The organism is Pseudonocardia sp. UM4_GMWB1 (assembly GCF_017312155.1).
GTDB lineage: Bacteria > Actinomycetota > Actinomycetes > Mycobacteriales > Pseudonocardiaceae > Pseudonocardia > Pseudonocardia alni.
Genome location: NZ_QJPN01000001.1, coordinates 4,289,992 through 4,304,634 on the forward strand (window position 1 = coordinate 4,289,992; position 14,643 = coordinate 4,304,634).

At 75.6% G+C, this 14,643-nt stretch carries 14 protein-coding genes; 3 read left to right on the forward strand and 11 right to left on the reverse strand.

The window, feature by feature from the left end; all coding sequences use genetic code 11:
* Positions 1 to 91 precede the first annotated feature (91 nt).
* Genes nadC through nadA form a run of 3 tightly spaced genes read right to left on the reverse strand, consistent with a single transcriptional unit; the run spans position 92 to position 3,587 of the window.
* Entirely contained in the window at positions 92 to 988 is an 897-nt protein-coding gene (gene nadC / locus DMP15_RS19975) for a carboxylating nicotinate-nucleotide diphosphorylase (RefSeq protein WP_337826291.1), read from the reverse strand.
* A complete protein-coding gene (locus tag DMP15_RS19980) occupies positions 985 to 2,592 on the reverse strand; it encodes an L-aspartate oxidase (RefSeq protein WP_337826292.1) in 1,608 nt (535 codons plus the stop codon). Before DMP15_RS19980 ends, nadC begins: the two co-directional genes overlap by 4 nt.
* Entirely contained in the window at positions 2,589 to 3,587 is a 999-nt protein-coding gene (gene nadA / locus DMP15_RS19985) for a quinolinate synthase NadA (RefSeq protein WP_073573899.1), read from the reverse strand. Before nadA ends, DMP15_RS19980 begins: the two co-directional genes overlap by 4 nt.
* Before the next feature lie 166 nt (positions 3,588 to 3,753).
* Between nadA and DMP15_RS19990 the strand changes: the two genes are divergently transcribed.
* Positions 3,754 to 4,464: an NUDIX hydrolase gene (locus tag DMP15_RS19990; RefSeq protein ID WP_073573900.1), complete on the forward strand. Its 711-nt coding sequence runs from the start codon at positions 3,754 to 3,756 to the stop codon at positions 4,462 to 4,464.
* 13 nt (positions 4,465 to 4,477) lie between these two features.
* Positions 4,478 to 5,149 carry an LON peptidase substrate-binding domain-containing protein gene (locus DMP15_RS19995; protein WP_073574069.1) on the forward strand — a complete coding sequence of 224 codons (672 nt, stop codon included), beginning with the start codon at positions 4,478 to 4,480 and terminating at the stop codon, positions 5,147 to 5,149.
* A gap of 2 nt (positions 5,150 to 5,151) precedes the next feature.
* Here the strand turns inward: DMP15_RS19995 and DMP15_RS20000 are convergent, their stop codons facing one another.
* Positions 5,152 to 6,780 (reverse strand): ABC-F family ATP-binding cassette domain-containing protein, encoded by a 1,629-nt coding sequence (locus DMP15_RS20000; RefSeq protein WP_083658013.1) that lies wholly within the window; start codon positions 6,778 to 6,780, stop codon positions 5,152 to 5,154.
* 127 nt (positions 6,781 to 6,907) lie between these two features.
* The gene (locus tag DMP15_RS20005; protein ID WP_073573901.1) at positions 6,908 to 7,444 is read right to left on the reverse strand and encodes a type II toxin-antitoxin system PemK/MazF family toxin; all 537 of its coding nucleotides are present in this window, start codon (positions 7,442 to 7,444) and stop codon (positions 6,908 to 6,910) included.
* Between the two features lie 81 nt (positions 7,445 to 7,525).
* Between DMP15_RS20005 and DMP15_RS20010 the strand changes: the two genes are divergently transcribed.
* Positions 7,526 to 8,563 (forward strand): zinc-dependent alcohol dehydrogenase family protein, encoded by a 1,038-nt coding sequence (locus DMP15_RS20010; RefSeq protein WP_073573902.1) that lies wholly within the window; start codon positions 7,526 to 7,528, stop codon positions 8,561 to 8,563.
* Positions 8,564 to 8,619: 56 nt separating this feature from the next.
* Here DMP15_RS20010 and bsaP read toward each other — a convergent pair whose 3' ends face one another.
* The 6 genes from bsaP to DMP15_RS20040 form a co-directional block, all read right to left on the reverse strand.
* Positions 8,620 to 8,841 carry a biotin synthase auxiliary protein BsaP gene (bsaP, locus tag DMP15_RS20015; protein WP_073573903.1) on the reverse strand — a complete coding sequence of 74 codons (222 nt, stop codon included), beginning with the start codon at positions 8,839 to 8,841 and terminating at the stop codon, positions 8,620 to 8,622.
* Entirely contained in the window at positions 8,838 to 9,845 is a 1,008-nt protein-coding gene (gene bioB / locus DMP15_RS20020; protein WP_073573904.1) for a biotin synthase BioB, read from the reverse strand. Before bioB ends, bsaP begins: the two co-directional genes overlap by 4 nt.
* Positions 9,842 to 10,546 carry a dethiobiotin synthase gene (gene bioD, locus DMP15_RS20025; protein ID WP_304580015.1) on the reverse strand — a complete coding sequence of 235 codons (705 nt, stop codon included), beginning with the start codon at positions 10,544 to 10,546 and terminating at the stop codon, positions 9,842 to 9,844. The genes bioB and bioD overlap by 4 nt, the downstream gene beginning before the upstream one ends.
* Positions 10,543 to 11,724: an 8-amino-7-oxononanoate synthase gene (locus tag DMP15_RS20030; protein WP_073574072.1), complete on the reverse strand. Its 1,182-nt coding sequence runs from the start codon at positions 11,722 to 11,724 to the stop codon at positions 10,543 to 10,545. Before DMP15_RS20030 ends, bioD begins: the two co-directional genes overlap by 4 nt.
* Positions 11,725 to 11,799: 75 nt before the next feature.
* Complete coding sequence (locus DMP15_RS20035) at positions 11,800 to 12,189, reverse strand: thioredoxin family protein (RefSeq protein ID WP_020623876.1); 390 nt, start codon at positions 12,187 to 12,189, stop codon at positions 11,800 to 11,802.
* A 49-nt stretch (positions 12,190 to 12,238) separates the two neighbouring features.
* Positions 12,239 to 14,548, reverse strand: coding sequence for a bifunctional SulP family inorganic anion transporter/carbonic anhydrase (locus DMP15_RS20040; RefSeq protein WP_337826293.1), 2,310 nt, complete (start codon positions 14,546 to 14,548; stop codon positions 12,239 to 12,241).
* Positions 14,549 to 14,643: the final 95 nt, after the last annotated feature.

Sequence of the window (14,643 nt, forward strand, 5' to 3'; positions counted from 1 at the left end):
ACGGACGCGGTTCGCGACGTGTCCGCGATCCGTACCCGTCAGTGGTCCCACCTCGACGTTCCGTGACGCAGAGTCGCCGCGAGGTCGATCGTCAGGATCCGGGAACGAGGTCCAGCCCCAGATCCAGCGCGGTGACCGAGTGGGTCAGCCCGCCCACGGCCAGGAAGTCCACCCCGGTCGCCGCGTAGTCCCGCGCGACGTCGAGCGACAGCCCGCCCGAGGACTCCAGCAGCGTCGGTCCGGCGCCGCGCCGGCGCACCGCCTCGGCGGTCTGCGCGACGGTGAAGTTGTCGAGCAGGACCAGCTCGGCGCCGAGCGCGAGGACCTCGTCGAGCTGGTCGAGCGAGTCGACCTCCACCTCGCACGGCAGGTCCGGGGCCAGCTCCCGGGCCGCGGTCAGGGCGGCGGACACCGACCCCGCGGCGGCGACGTGGTTGTCCTTGACCAGCACCGCGTCGCCCAGGCCGAGCCGGTGGTTCACCCCGCCGCCGCACCGCACGGCGTACTTCTCCAGCAGCCGCAGGCCCGGCAGCGTCTTGCGGGTGTCCCGGATCCGGGCGCCGGTGCCCGCGACGGCGTCCACCCAGGCGCGGGTGGCCGTCGCGACCCCGGACAGGTGGGTGAGCAGGTTCAGCGCCGTGCGCTCGGCGGTGAGCAGCCCGTGCACGGGGGCCCGCACGGTGAGTGCCGGGGCGCCGGCGGTGAGCCGGTCACCGTCGGCGGCCTCGGCGAGCACCGCATAGCCGCCCGCCCCCAGCACCTCGTCGAGCACGGCGCGCGCGGCCGGGGCCCCGGCGAGCACGCCGTCGGCGCGCGGGGTGAACGAGGCGAGGGCCACGGCGTCGGCGGGGACGGTGGCCGCCGACGTCGCGTCCGGGCCGTAGCGCAGGTCCTCCTCCAGCGCCGTGCGCACCACGCGCCGCAGGTCCGCCGCGTCGGGGGCCCCGATGCCGGTGGCCCCGCCGACCCCGGCGGCGACCCGGGTCATGCCGCACCCACCAGGGCGTCGGCGACGACCACCGGCCGGCCGGCCGCGTCGAGGCGCACCCGCAGCGACGACGCCTGGTGCACGTCGTCGCGGTCCGGGAAATCGGTGCGCACGTGGCAGCCCCGCGACTCGCGCCGGGTCCCCGCCGCGGCCAGCACCGCCTGCGCCAGCAGGGTCAGCGCCGCGTCCTCCACCCCCGCGCGGCCCACCGGGACACCGACGACGGTGGCGGCCTCGACCGCGTCGGACGCGGCGGCCAGCCCGGTCGCGTCCCGTCCGATGGCGGCGTGGCGCGACAGGGCGCGCTGCAGGGTCGCGCGGTCCGCGACCGGCAGCGCCGGGGCGGGCTCGACCGGCGCGGTGAGCAGCGCGGGCCCGGCCGCGGCCCGGTCCTCGCAGACCGCGCGGACCACCCGCTCCCCCACGACCAGCCCCTCCAGCAGCGAGTTCGACGCGAGCCTGTTGGCCCCGTGCAGCCCGGTGCGGGCGACCTCGCCCGCCGCGTACAGCCCCGGGACGCCGGTGCGGCCCCAGGTGTCGGTGACGACGCCGCCGCAGGCGTAGTGCGCCGCCGGGTTCACCGGGATCGGCTCGGTCCGCGGGTCGATGCCCGCCTCCCGGCAGGAGGCGAACACGGTCGGGAACCGGGTGGCGAAGCCCGCCAGACCGGTCGCGTCGAGCCAGGCGCACTCGCTGCCGGTCTCGGCGGTGTGCCGGGTGATCGCCGCCGCGACGACGTCGCGCGGGGCGAGGTCGGCCAGCGGGTGCACCCCGGCCATGAACGCGTGCCCGGCCCGGTCGCGCAGGACCGCGCCCTCGCCGCGGACGGCCTCGGTGACCAGCGGGCGGCGCCCGACCGCCGGGCCGGTCCAGAGCACGGTCGGGTGGAACTGCACGAACTCCAGGTCGGCCGCCGTCGCCCCGGCACGCAGCGCGATCGCGACGCCGTCGCCGGTGGAGGTCGCCGGGTTGGTCGTCGAGGAGTAGAGCTGCCCGTACCCACCGGTGGCCAGCAGGACCGCGGGGGCGCGCAGCACGCCCGTCTCCGCACCGCCGTCCCCGGCCAGGACGGAGAGCCCGACGACCCGGCCGGTCACGTCGCGCAGCGCGTCGTCGGCCACGTGCCCGTCGAGCACGGTGACGCCCGCCTCCCGGGTCGACGCGACCAGCGCCCGCTCGACCTCGGCGCCGGTGGCGTCGCCGCCCGCATGCACCACCCGGAACGCCGAGTGCCCGCCCTCGCGGGTGCGGTCCAGGCGGGCGCCGCGCGCGTCGAACAGGGCGCCGCGCTCGCGCAGCCGCCGCACGGCGCCGGGCCCGCCGCGCACGATCACGTCGACCGCGTCGGCGTCGTTGAGCCCGCCGCCCGCGGCCCGGGTGTCCGCGACGTGCGCCCCGAGCGAGTCCCCGGCGACGTCGCCGAGCACGACGGCCACCCCGCCCTGCGCCCAGCGGGTCGAGCCCTCGCCGATGCCGTCCTTGGTGACCACCACGACGCGCAGCCCGGCCGCGGCCGCGTCGAGCGCGGCGGTCAGCCCGGCCACCCCGGACCCGACGACGACCAGGTCGGCGCCGGCCTCCCAGCTCACCCCCCGCGCCGTCACTCCCCACCTCCCGGCTGACCGATCTCGATCATCCGCTGCACGGCGGCACGGCCGCGGGCGGCGAGGTCGGGGTCGACGTGGACCTCGTCGGTGCCCTCGCGGACCGACCGCAGCAGCGCCTCGGCGGTGATCATCTTCATGTAGGGGCAGGACGCGTTCTCGTTCACCGCGCGGAACGCGATCTCCGGGGCGGCCAGGCGCAGCTGGTGCAGCATCCCGACCTCGGTCGCGACGAGCACCTCCGTCGCGCCGGTGGCGCGGGCCGCGTCGATCATCCCGCCGGTGGAGAGGATCCTGACCTGCTCGGCGGGCACCGCGCCGGTGCCCGCCAGGTAGAGCGCCGAGGTCGCGCAGCCGCACTCGGGGTGCACGAACAGGTCGGCGCCGGGGTGGGCCGCGGCCCGCTCGGTGAGCTGCTTGCCGTTGATGCCGGCGTGCACGTGGCACTCCCCGGCCCAGACGTGCATGTTCTCCCGCTCCAGGGTGCGCCGGACGTGCGCGCCGAGGAACTGGTCGGGCAGGAAGAGCACCTCGCGGTCGCGCGGGATCGAGTCGACGACCTCGACGGCGTTGGAGGAGGTACAGCAGATGTCGGTCTCGGCCTTCACCGCGGCGGTGGTGTTGACGTAGGAGACGACGACGGCGCCCGGGTGCTCGGCCTTCCACTCCCGCAGCTGGTCGGCGGTGATCGAGTCGGCCAGCGAGCAGCCGGCCCGCGCGTCGGGGATCAGCACGGTCTTGTCCGGGCTGAGGATCTTGGCGGTCTCGGCCATGAAGTGCACGCCGCAGAACACGATCGTCGACGCGTGGGACTCGGCCGCGATCCGGGACAGCGCGAGCGAGTCCCCCACGTGGTCGGCGACGTCCTGGATCTCGGGCAGCTGGTAGTTGTGCGCCAGCAGGACCGCGTCCCGCTCGCGGGCCAGCGCACGCACCTCGTCGGCCCAGCCGGGGTCGGTCCCCGTGCCGCCGGGTGCCGTCAGCGTTCCGGTCATTGCGCCCTCCCGGGCCGTGTCGGGTTTTCGCCTAGCGGGCGGAAACTGGTCGGATGGTAGCACCGCTCGCGCGCCACCGGCACCTCCGTCGTGACCGGGACCTCACCCGACGGACACCCCGCCGTCACGTCCCGGTGCCGCGGCCGGTCCGCCCTAGGCTGGCCCCGTGACACCGCCACCCGCCCTGCACGAGGTCCTCGCCGTCGTGCTCAGGATCCGGGAGGGCCGGGCGGGCGCCCTGCTCTGGCAGCGGGCCCTGGACCCGGACGCCGGACGCTGGGCACTGCCGGGCGGCACCCTGGGCCCCGACGAGGACGTCGAGACCTCCGTGCGCCGCCAGCTCGCCGAGAAGGTCGACGTCCGCGAGGTCGCCCACGTCGAGCAGCTGTCGGTCTTCTCCGACCCGGCCCGCGTGTCCGGGAAGCGCCGCATCGCCACCGCGTTCCTCGGCCTGGTCCCCTCCGACGCGGACCCCGAGCTGCCCGGGGACACCGCGTGGCACGACGTCGAGGACCTGCCCGCGACCGCGTTCGACCACGCCGCGATCGTCGCGGCGGGGCGGGACCGCCTGCGCGCCAAGCTGTCCTACACCAACCTCGGGTTCGCGCTCGCCCCCGCGGAGTTCACGATCTCGGCGCTGCGCGAGCACTACGTCGCCGCGCTGGGCCACGAGGTGTCGGCGACGAACCTGCAGCGGGTCCTCACCCGTCGCGGCCTGCTGGAGCCCACCGGGGAGGTCGTCCCGTCGGGCCGTTCCGGCGGCCGCCCGGCCGCGGTGTTCCGGTTCACCGACCGCGGGATGCGCGTCACCGACGCGTTCGCCGTGCTCCGGCCACCTGCGCGACCCGGCGGGCCCCGCGACGGCGTACTACCGTGAGCCGGTGTCCGCCATGCTTCCGCTGTTCCCGTTGGGGACGGTGCTGATGCCGGGTGCGGCGCTTCCCCTCCACATCTTCGAGCCCCGCTACCGCCAGCTCACCGTCGACCTCCTCACCGGTGCCGTCCCCGACCGCGAGTTCGGTGTCGTCGCGGTGCGCGAGGGCCATTCGCCGGACCGCTCCGGGGCCTCCGGGATGCACGCCGTCGGCTGCACGGCGGTGCTCATCGACGCCCGCCGGCTACCCGACGGCCGCTACGACGTCGTCACCCGCGGGGCCCGCCGCTTCCGGCTGCTCGACCTCGACACGGGCTCGCACTCCTACCTCAGCGGCGAGGTCGAGTTCCTGCCCGACGACACCGGCGACGAGGCCGACCCGCGGCTGGTGGCGATGCTGGAGCGTTCCGCCCGCGCGGCGCACCGCGAGTACTGCGACACCGCGTGGCGGACCGGTGACTGGTCCGAGCCCGCCGCCGACACCCCCACCGCCGACCTCGCGCACCTGCTGGCCGGGGACTGCCTGTTGCCCCTGGGCGACCGCCAGCTCCTGCTGGAGCAGACCAGCGCGGTGCAGCGGCTCCGGGAGATCCGCAGGCTGTTCGCCCGCGAGCGCGGCCTGCTGGAGACCCTGCGGGCGGTGCCCGCGCCGCTCGGGTCGTTCTCCGACGAGCACAGCCCGAACTGAGCTCACCCGCCGACGGCGAGGTGCGGCCCCTCCCAGCGCCGGCGCAGCCACCGGTCGTGCGAGGTGACGACGACGCTCCCCGGCGCAGTGCCGAGCGCCGACTCCAGCTCCCCGGCCAGCCGCAGCGAGACGTGGTTGGTCGGCTCGTCGAGCAGCAGCAGGTCCGGGGCGTCGGCGACGGCGACGGCCAGCGCCAGCCGCCGCCGCTGGCCGAGGCTGAGCTCTCCGACCGCGGTGCCGTGCTCACGCGGGTGCAGCAGCCCCAGCTCGCGCAGCGGGACGGTCTCCGCCCGCTGCACGCCGACGGCGTCGGCGTAGGCGGTCGCGGCGCTGCGGTCGGGCGGGCCGACGTCGGGGTCCTGGGCCAGCAGCCCGACCCGGCGCGCCCGCACGTCCACGGTGCCCGCGTCCGGTGCGAGGTCGGAGTGCAGGACCGCCAGCAGGGTCGACTTCCCGGCCCCGTTCGGGCCGGTGACCAGCAGCTTCTCCCCCACGGCCAGGTCGAGCAGGTCGAGCCGCAGCCGGCCGTCGACCCGCAGGTCCCGCACGCACACGGCGAGCCCGCCGGCCGCGGCGTCGCCGGTGAGGTGCCCGGCGAACTCCAGCGGCCGGGGCGGCCTGCGGACCGCCTCGCGCTCGGCGACCTCCAGGCGGCGCTGCGCGTCGTGGACCCGGCGGGCCCGGGTGCGTTCGACGCCCGCCCCCTTGAAGGCGTGGATGAACTTGTCGTTGTCGCGCGGCCCGCGCCCGGGGGCGATCGTCGACAGCCCGGCCCGCGCCTTCTCCCGCAGCGCGGCGATCTCCTCCTGCTCCGCGGCGAAGCGCTCCTCCCAGCGGCGGCGGCTCGCCGCGGCGGCGTCGAGGTACTCGGTGAACGAGCCTCCGAACCGGCGCCCGCCGTACCCGTCGGTGCCGAGCTCGCCGGCGTCGAGATCGAGCAGCTCGGTGCAGACCCGGTCGAGGAAGGTGCGGTCGTGGCTCGCTGCGACGACGACGCCGGGCAGCTCCACCAGCGAGCGTTCCAGCAGCTCCAGGGCGGCGTCGTCGAGGTGGTTGGTGGGTTCGTCGAGCAGCAGCACCGCGGGGCGGCGGACCAGGGCGGCGGCCATCGCGAGCCGGGTGCGCTCGCCCCCGGACAGGGTCGCGACCGGCCGGTCCCGCTCCAGGTCGGCGACACCGAGCGTGCCCGCGGTGACCTCGGCGCGCCGGTCGGCGTCCCACGCGTCGTGGGCGATCGCCCAGGCCAGCACCCGGTCGTAGGCGGCGGCGCCGCTGCCGTCGGCCAGACCGGCGGCCAGGCGCTCCAGCTCGGCGACGGCGTCGTGCAGCGGGCGCAGCGCCGCGTCGAGCAGGTCGCCCACGGTCCCCCCGTCGCCCAGGTCGGGTTCCTGCGGCAGGTACACCCGGTCCGCGGGAACCGTGAGCGTCCCGCCGTCCGGGGTGTCGACGCCGGCGAGCAGCCGCAGCAGTGTGGACTTGCCCGAGCCGTTCTCCCCGATCAGGCCGACCCGGGTGCCCGGCGCGGCGACGAGGTCGACGCCGTCGAGCACCGGCGGACGGCCGGCGCGGGTGGCGTGGGAACGGACCAGCCCGCGGGCGGTGACGGCGTGGACCTGCTCGGTCGATGACACGACGACGACTCCGGTGGAGACGGAGGAGGACCGCAGGGGCGTGTGCCGCGTCCGCGGTCGAGGGGGTCGTCAGTGCCTCATGATGACGGCGACGGTACCGGGTGCGCCCGTGCGGCGCACCCGGGTTTCAGCGCCAGCCGTAGCGCGCCCGCAGCTCGTCCGCGACCCGGTCGAACCGTGCCCGGTCCAGCACCGCGCCCTCCCGGCGGATGCCGTGCTCCTCGACCTCCAGCACCCGGTCGAGCCGGATGTAGGAGTCGCGGCCCTCGCGGTCCCAGGCGCCGGAGCCGATCCCGACCCAGTCCGGGTCGTGGGCCCGCTTGTCCTGGCTGGACAGCATCAGCGCGAGCAGCTCGCCGGCCGAGCGCCCGACGACCAGCAGCGGCCGGTCCTTGCCCTGGCTCGCGTCCTCCTCGTAGGGCACCCAGGTCCAGACGATCTCGCCGGGGTCCGCGGCCCCGTCGGGCTCGGGGGCGTAGGTGACCTCCCGGGCACGGTCGCCGGTGGGCGCGGTGCGTACCCGCCCGGCCGTCGGCGGCGGGCCGGGCCGGGCGCCGCCGCCGTGGCCGCGCCGCGGGGCCCGTCCGTCCTTCTGCGAGTCCTTCAGGAACTGCACCGCCAGATCCGCGGCCTTGCGCAGCACCGAGCCCCAGTTGATCGCCATGCCGCCCAGCCTGCCGCACGTGCGGCACGTCACGACCACCGGGCGCGCATGAACGGTTCCGCATACGGGAAGCCCGAGGGTATGAAGGCGACTCTGATCCACGGCACGCACGACATACGGGTCTCGTCCGACGTACCGGACCCGGTCATCCGTGACGACACCGATGCGATCGTGCGCGTGCTGCGCTCCTGCATCTGCGGCAGCGACCTGTGGCCGTACAACTCGGCCGAGGACAACCCGCAGGGCGACCGGATCGGCCACGAGTTCCTCGGCGTGATCGAGGAGGTCGGGTCCGGGGTGCGGAACCGCACTGCGGGCCAGCTCGTCGTCGCACCGTTCGTCTGGGCCGACAACACCTGCGACTTCTGCGCGCAGGGGCTGCAGACCTCGTGCCGGCACGGCGGCGGCTGGGGCTCCGACGGCACCGACGGCGGTCAGGGCGAGGCGGTGCGCGTCCCGTTCGCCGACGGCACCCTGGTCCCGATGCCGGGCGAGCCGGACGACGCGCTGCTCGCGTCGATGCTCACCCTGTCCGACGTGTTCTCCACCGGCCACCATGCCGCGGTCTCGGCGCGGGTCCGCCGCGGGGACACCGTGGCCGTCGTCGGCGACGGCGCGGTCGGGCTGTGCGCGGTGCTCGCGGCGAAGCGCCTCGGCGCCGAACGGATCATCCTGCTCGGCCGGCACACCGACCGCACCGACCTGGGCCGCGAGTTCGGCGCCACCGACGTCGTGGCAGAGCGTGGCGACGAGGCGGTCGAGAAGGTGCGCGAGCTGACCGGCGGCGACGGCGTGGACGCCGCGCTGGAGTGCGTCGGCTACGTGGAGGCGATCCGCACCGCCATCGAGGTGACCAAGGACGGCAGGCTGGTCGGTCGCGTCGGCGTCTCGCAGTACTCCGACATCCCGCTCGGCGTCGGCGAGTTCATGCGCAACGTCGGCGTGCACGGTGGCGTCGCCCCGGCGCGCGCCTACATCGAGGAGTTGCTGCCCGACGTGCTGGAGGGCCGCATCCAGCCCGGACGGGTCTTCGACCGCACCATCGGTCTCGACGAGGTCCCCGACGGCTACCGCGCGATGAACGACCGCGAGGCGCTGAAGGTCCTGATCAAGCCCTGACCTGCGCGGACACCGGCGCGGCCCCCGCCACCGCGGGGGCCGCGCGCGGCGGCGGGTCAGGACGAGGCGCGCTCGCCGTGCCGGCTGCACCGGGCCGTCCAGCCGACCGGGTGGACCTGCACCACCATCCGCCGTGCGCAGTCCGGGCAGAACCGCGGCGGCTCCAGCTCGCGGCGCGCCGCGCACCGGTCGTGCCCGGCCGCGGGGTCCGGCGACCCGCACTGGTCGCAGTACCGGTCCCCGTCCTCGCGGGTCGGCGTGCCCACCGGCGCCGTCACAGCGTCTCGTTGAGGGCCTTGATCGGCATCTCCAGCTCGCCGAGCAGGTCGATGTCGGACTCGGCCGGACGCCCCAGGGTCGTCAGGTAGTTCCCGACGATCACCGCGTTGATCCCGCCGAGCAGGCCCTTGCGGGCGCCCAGGTCGCCGAGGGTGATCTCGCGGCCACCGGCGAAGCGCAGGATCGTGCGCGGCAGCGCCAGGCGGAACGCGGCGACGGTGCGCAGGGCGTCCGGCCCGGACATCGGCTCCAGGTCCCCGAACGGGGTGCCCGGGCGCGGGTTGAGGAAGTTCAGCGGCACCTCGTCGGGCTCCAGCTCGGCGAGCTGCCCGGCGAACTCGGCGCGCTGGTCCAGGGTCTCCCCCATCCCGACGATGCCGCCGCAACACACCTCCATGCCGGCCTCACGGACCATGCGCAGGGTGTCCCAGCGCTCCTCCCAGGTGTGGGTGGTGACCACGTTCGGGAAGTGGCTGCGGGCGGTCTCAAGGTTGTGGTTGTAGCGGTGCACGCCCATCGCGGCGAGCTCGCCGACCTGCTCGGCCGTGAGCATCCCCAGTGAGCAGGCGATGTTGATGTCGACCTCGTCCCGGATCGCCGCGATGCCGGCGGCGACCTGGGACATGAGCCGCTCGTCGGGCCCGCGGACGGCGGCGACGATGCAGAACTCGGTGGCCCCGGTCTTCGCGGTCTGCTTGGCGGCCTCGACGAGCATCGGGATGTCCAGCCAGGCCGAGCGCACCGGCGAGGCGAACAGGCCCGACTGGGAGCAGAAGTGACAGTCCTCCGGGCACCCGCCGGTCTTGAGCGAGATGATCCCCTCGACCTCGACGTCCGGCCCGCACCAGCGCATCCGCACCTGGTGGGCCAGCTCGAGCAGGTCGTCGAGACGGTCGTCGGGCAGGTCGAGCACCTCGCGCACCTGGGTGACGGTGAGGCCGCGACCCTGGTCGAGGACCTGGTCACGCGCGACGGTGAGGACGTCGGTCCGGGCGGTCGTCATGCCCGTGGATCTTGCCAGTCACCCGGCTGGATCGGACCCAGTGTGTCCCGGGCCACCGCGGCGAAACGGTCCGGTGTCACCCGTCCGAGGCCCTCGGGCAGCAGGCCCCGGACCAGCACCCGGGTGATCATCGGCAGGTCCTGGAGGTTGCAGTGCTCGGCCAGGTCCGGCTCCGCCGGCCAGGACCCGATCACGATCCCCGCGCAGGTCAGGCCGCGCACCCGGAGCGCCTCGACGGTGAGCGCGGTGTGGTTGAGCGTGCCGAGCCCGGCCGCCGCGACCACCACGACCGGGGCGTCGAGCAGCCGGGCGACGTCGGCGAGGGTGCCGCCCTCGTCGGTGAACCGGACCAGCAGCCCACCCGCACCTTCGACGAGGACGAGGTCGTGGTGGTCGGCCAGCGTCCGCGCGGTCGCCGCGGCCTGCTCCGGGGTCACCGGGCGCGCCCCGCAGCGCCGGGCCGCGGTCGCCGGGGCCAGCGGGTCGGGGTAGCGGGCCAGCTCCCGGGTGGTGACCTCGGGGACGAGGCGGGCGACCTCGTCGACGTCGCCGGGGTCGTCCGGGCCGACCCCGGTCTGGGCGGGCTTGAGCACCGCCACCCGCTCCCCCGCCGCGACCGCGACGGCGGCCAGCGCGGCGGTGGCGACGGTCTTGCCGACCCCGGTGCCGGTACCGGTGACGACCACGAACCGCCCGGTCACGCCGGGGCCCCCGTCCGGGCGTCGGCGAGCACCTCGGCGAGCACGCCGGTCGCGAACGACAGCTGCGCCCCGGTCAGCCCGGCGCGGGCGGTGAGCCGCAGCCGGGACGTGCCCGGCGGGACCGACGGCGGCCGGAAGCAGCCCACCCGCAGACCGCGTCGCAGGCAGGCGGCGGCCGCGGCGACCGCGGGGCCGGGCTCGCCCAGCACCACCGGGACGACCGCGGACACCGGCACCGCCGCGTCGCAGGCGGCGGCGAGCGCACCGGCGACCCGCAGCACGTCCGCGGCCCGCTCGGGCTCGGAGGCGAGCACCCGCAGCGCGGCCAGCGCCGCGCCCGTCGCGGCGGGGGCGAGGCCGGTGTCGAAGATGAACGAGCGCGCGGAGTCGACCAGGTGCGCGGTGACCGCGGCCGGGCCGAGTACCGCACCGCCCTGGCTGCCGAGCGCCTTGGACAGGGTCACGGTGGCGACGACGTCGTCCGCCCCGGCCAGCCCGGTCTCGGCGAGCAGGCCACGCCCGCCCGGACCGCGTACCCCGAGACCGTGGGCCTCGTCGGCGAGCAGCACCGCGCCGCGGGCCCGGCAGACCCGGTGCAGCGCGGCGAGCGGGGCGAGGTCGCCGTCGGCGGACCCGACCGAGTCGGTGACGACGAGCGCGCGGGTCTCGGTGCGGGCGGCCAGCGCGGCGTCGACGGCGTCGACGTCGGCGTGCGGCACGACGACCACCCGGGCCCGGGAGAGCCGGCAGGCGTCGACCAGGGAGGCGTGCGCGGCGGCGTCGGACACGATCAGCGCGCCGGGGCCGGTGAGCGCGGTGACCACCCCGAGGTTGGCGGTGTAGCCGGAGGAGAACACCAGGGCGTCGTCGTGTCCGCAGAACGCGGCGAGCTCGGCCTCCAGCTCGGCGTGCAGCGCGGTCGAGCCGGTGACCAGCCGTGACCCGGTGGCGCCCGCACCCCAGGTACGCAGCGCCTCGGTCGCCCCGGCGACGACCCGCGGGTCGGTCGAGAGCCCGAGGTAGTCGTTGCCGGCGAGGTCGAGCGCGGGCCCGCCCGCGGGACCGGCCGGACGCGGGGACAGCCTGCGGCGCAGACCGGCCTCGGTTCGGGCGCGGGCGTGGGTGTCGAGCCAGGCCAGCGGGCGGGGTCCGGGCGGCGTCGGGTCGGGGCCGGTCACGCCCACACCCTAGGCACGACGGAGCCCCGCCCACCCTGGGGTGTGCGGGGCTCCGTGGGTCGTGCGGACGCCGGGTCAGGCCTGCGGCGCCTCGCCCTGCTGCTTCTCCTGCTCGGCGACGGCGGCACGGACCTCGTCCATGTCGACCGCCTTCACCTGACCGATGAGGTCCTCGAGGGCCTCGGCGGGCAGCGCGCCCGGCTCGGAGTAGAGCACCACGCCGTCGCGGACGGCCATCACGGTCGGGATCGAGGAGATCCCGAACGCGCCGGCCAGCGCCTGCTGGGCCTCGGTGTCGACCTTGCCGAAGGTCACGTCCTGGTGCTTCTCGGAGGCGGCGTCGTAGACGGGGGCGAACTGGGTGCACGGCCCGCACCAGGACGCCCAGAAGTCGATGAGCACGGTCGTCCCGGGCGCGCCCACGACGTCGTCGAAGTTGTCGGTGGTCAGTTCCACGGTGGCCATACGGTCCCCAACGACGTCGTGGGTGCGGATTGTTCCCGGATGCGCGGGCTCAGACCTTCAGCAGCCGGCGGGCGGCGGCGGTGGCCCCGTGCCCGTGCCCGGCGGCGATCCGGTCGAGGTCCGAGCCCCCGGCGCCGAGGTCGGCGCGGGGCTCGACGAACCGGCCCGCGGCCTCGTCGAGGACGAGCACACGGGCGCTGCGGATGTCGTAGAACAGGCCCAGCACCTCGGCGCCGGAGTCCTGCGCCCGCAGCATCTCCAGCTGCATCGTGACGTTCACCATCGCCAACTGGTCGGCCTCGCCGAAACCGTCCTGCGCGGCGGCGACAGCGACCGGGTGACCGTTCTCGTAGGCACGCAGCACCGGCCGCGCCTCGCGCAGCCACTGGCCGAGCGCGGAGTCCCCGTTCGCGCCGCCGGCGAGCAGCCCCTGCATCGCGCCGCAGCCGGAGTGGCCACAGACGGCGACGATCGGGACGTCGAGGGTGCCGGTGGCGAACTCGACGGCGGCCGCGGTGCCGGGCCCGACGACGAGATTGCCGACGTTCTGCACCGTGAACACGTCGCCCGGGCCGCTGTGGGTGATGACGTGCGGCAGCACCCGGGAGTCCGCGCAGGTGATCATCATCGCGGACGGGGACTGCCCGTCGGCGAGCCCGGTCATGGTCGGGAGGATCGCCTCGGAGGTGTTGTCGTGGTACGCGGCGACGCCCGCCATCAGCGTCCCCGACGCGTGCCCCTCGGTCTCCCCGCCCTGCCACTCGCCCCAGGTCAGAAAGCCGGCGCCGGGCGCGGCGGTGCGGCGGGCCTGCTCGGGCTCGATCACGGTCACGGTGGCGCCGGTGCCTTCGTGGCGGGCCTTCCAGGCGAGCAGGTGGTCGTAGGCGGCGTGGTCGAGGTAGTCGGTGACCAGCCGGACGGTGACGTCGCAGCCGCGCGGGACGGAGTTCAGCTCGCGGGACAGCCGCGGCACGGCCAGGAAGCTCAGCGAGCCCTCGACGACGAGCTCGCAGCTGCCGTCGTCGGCCTGCTCCAGGTGCGGGCGGGACCGGACGGCGCGCCAGAGCAGCATCAGCCCGGCCAGGACCAGCCCGAGGACGACGCCCTCGAGCAGGTTCAGGAACACGACGCCGAGCAGGGTGGCGGCGTAGATGGCCAGCTCACCGTGCTGCCGCGCGGTGCGGATCTCGGCCGGCTTGACCAGCCCGACACCCATCATGACCAGCAGACCGGCCAGCGCGGCCATCGGGATGAGCTCGATGACGCCGATCAGCACGATCGCGAACAACGCGATCCAGACGCCGTGCAGCACCGCCGACGCGCGGGTCTCGGCACCGGCCTTGACGTTCGCGGCGGACCGGACGATCACGCCGGTGATGGGCAGGCCGCCGATCATGCCGGAGACGGTGTTGGCCGCACCCTGGCCGAGCAGCTCGCGGTCGGTGTCGGTACGGGTCCCGGGCCTCATGCGCTCCACCGCGACGGCGGACAGCAGCGACTCGACGCTCGCGATCAGCGCGATGGTCAGCATGCCGAACAGCACGCCGCCCCAGTTCGACTCCGGCAGCGCTGGCAGCGACAGCGCGTCCAGGAGCGAGCCCCCCAGCTGCACCCGGACGACGTCGGCGAAGGCGAGGGAGACGACGGTGGCCGTGACGATCGCGACGAGCGCGGCCGGGACGACGGTCAGCTTCGCGGGCAGCCGGTTCCAGGTCAGCATGATCGCGATGACGATGCCGCCGAGGAGCAGTGCGGGCCAGGACAGGTTCGCGATCGCGCCGGGCAGCGCGGCGATCGAGTTGACGCCGCCGGTCTGCGCCTGACCACCGAACACGACGTTCAGCTGGCCGAGGGCGATGGTGGCGCCGATGCCCGCGAGCATGCCGTGCACGACGGCGGGCGGGATGGCCTGGGCGAACCGGGACAGCCGGGTCAGCCCGAAGACGATCTGCAGGACACCGGCGCCCGCGGTGATCAGCGTGGTGACCTGCCAGCCGAAGGTGTTGACCAGCTCGGCGACGATGACGGTCAGACCGGCGGCGGGACCGGAGACCTGGAGCCTGGAGCCGCCGAGCAGACCGGCGACGACGGCACCGACGACGGCGGCGATGAGGCCGGCCAGGATCGGGGCGCCGGAGGCGACGGCGATGCCCAGCGAGAGGGGCACCGCCACGAGGAACACGACGATCGAGGCGGAGAAATCCGCCCGGGCGTGCGGGAACGTGCGGCCGAACCAGGAGCCGCCCGGGGGCGAGTGCTCACCGCGGCCGGACTCGGCCGGGGCGTGCTCGTGGTCCTCCACACGGTGTTCGGTGTTACTGGTGGGGCTGGTGGTGCTGGAGTGACTGCGCGTGGGCACCGGATCCTCCGTGTCGGTCCGTGGGGGGCGCCGGACCGCGACGGTGCGGTCGACTGAGGCGGGTCGCGCGGTGCGCGACCGGCGGAGCGGGTGCG

What these genes read in the sequence shown, in the direction of transcription:
- nadC (WP_337826291.1), bottom strand. Translation starts at nt 988, where the DNA reads ATGACCCGGGTCGCCGCCGGGGTCGGCGGGGCCACCGGCATCGGGGCC.
- nadA (WP_073573899.1), bottom strand. Translation starts at nt 3,587, where the DNA reads ATGACCGGAACGCTGACGGCACCCGGCGGCACGGGGACCGACCCCGGC.
- DMP15_RS19995 (WP_073574069.1), top strand. Translation starts at nt 4,478, where the DNA reads ATGCTTCCGCTGTTCCCGTTGGGGACGGTGCTGATGCCGGGTGCGGCG.
- DMP15_RS20005 (WP_073573901.1), bottom strand. Translation starts at nt 7,444, where the DNA reads ATGGCGATCAACTGGGGCTCGGTGCTGCGCAAGGCCGCGGATCTGGCG.
- DMP15_RS20010 (WP_073573902.1), top strand. Translation starts at nt 7,526, where the DNA reads ATGAAGGCGACTCTGATCCACGGCACGCACGACATACGGGTCTCGTCC.
- bioB (WP_073573904.1), bottom strand. Translation starts at nt 9,845, where the DNA reads ATGACGACCGCCCGGACCGACGTCCTCACCGTCGCGCGTGACCAGGTC.
- DMP15_RS20035 (WP_020623876.1), bottom strand. Translation starts at nt 12,189, where the DNA reads ATGGCCACCGTGGAACTGACCACCGACAACTTCGACGACGTCGTGGGC.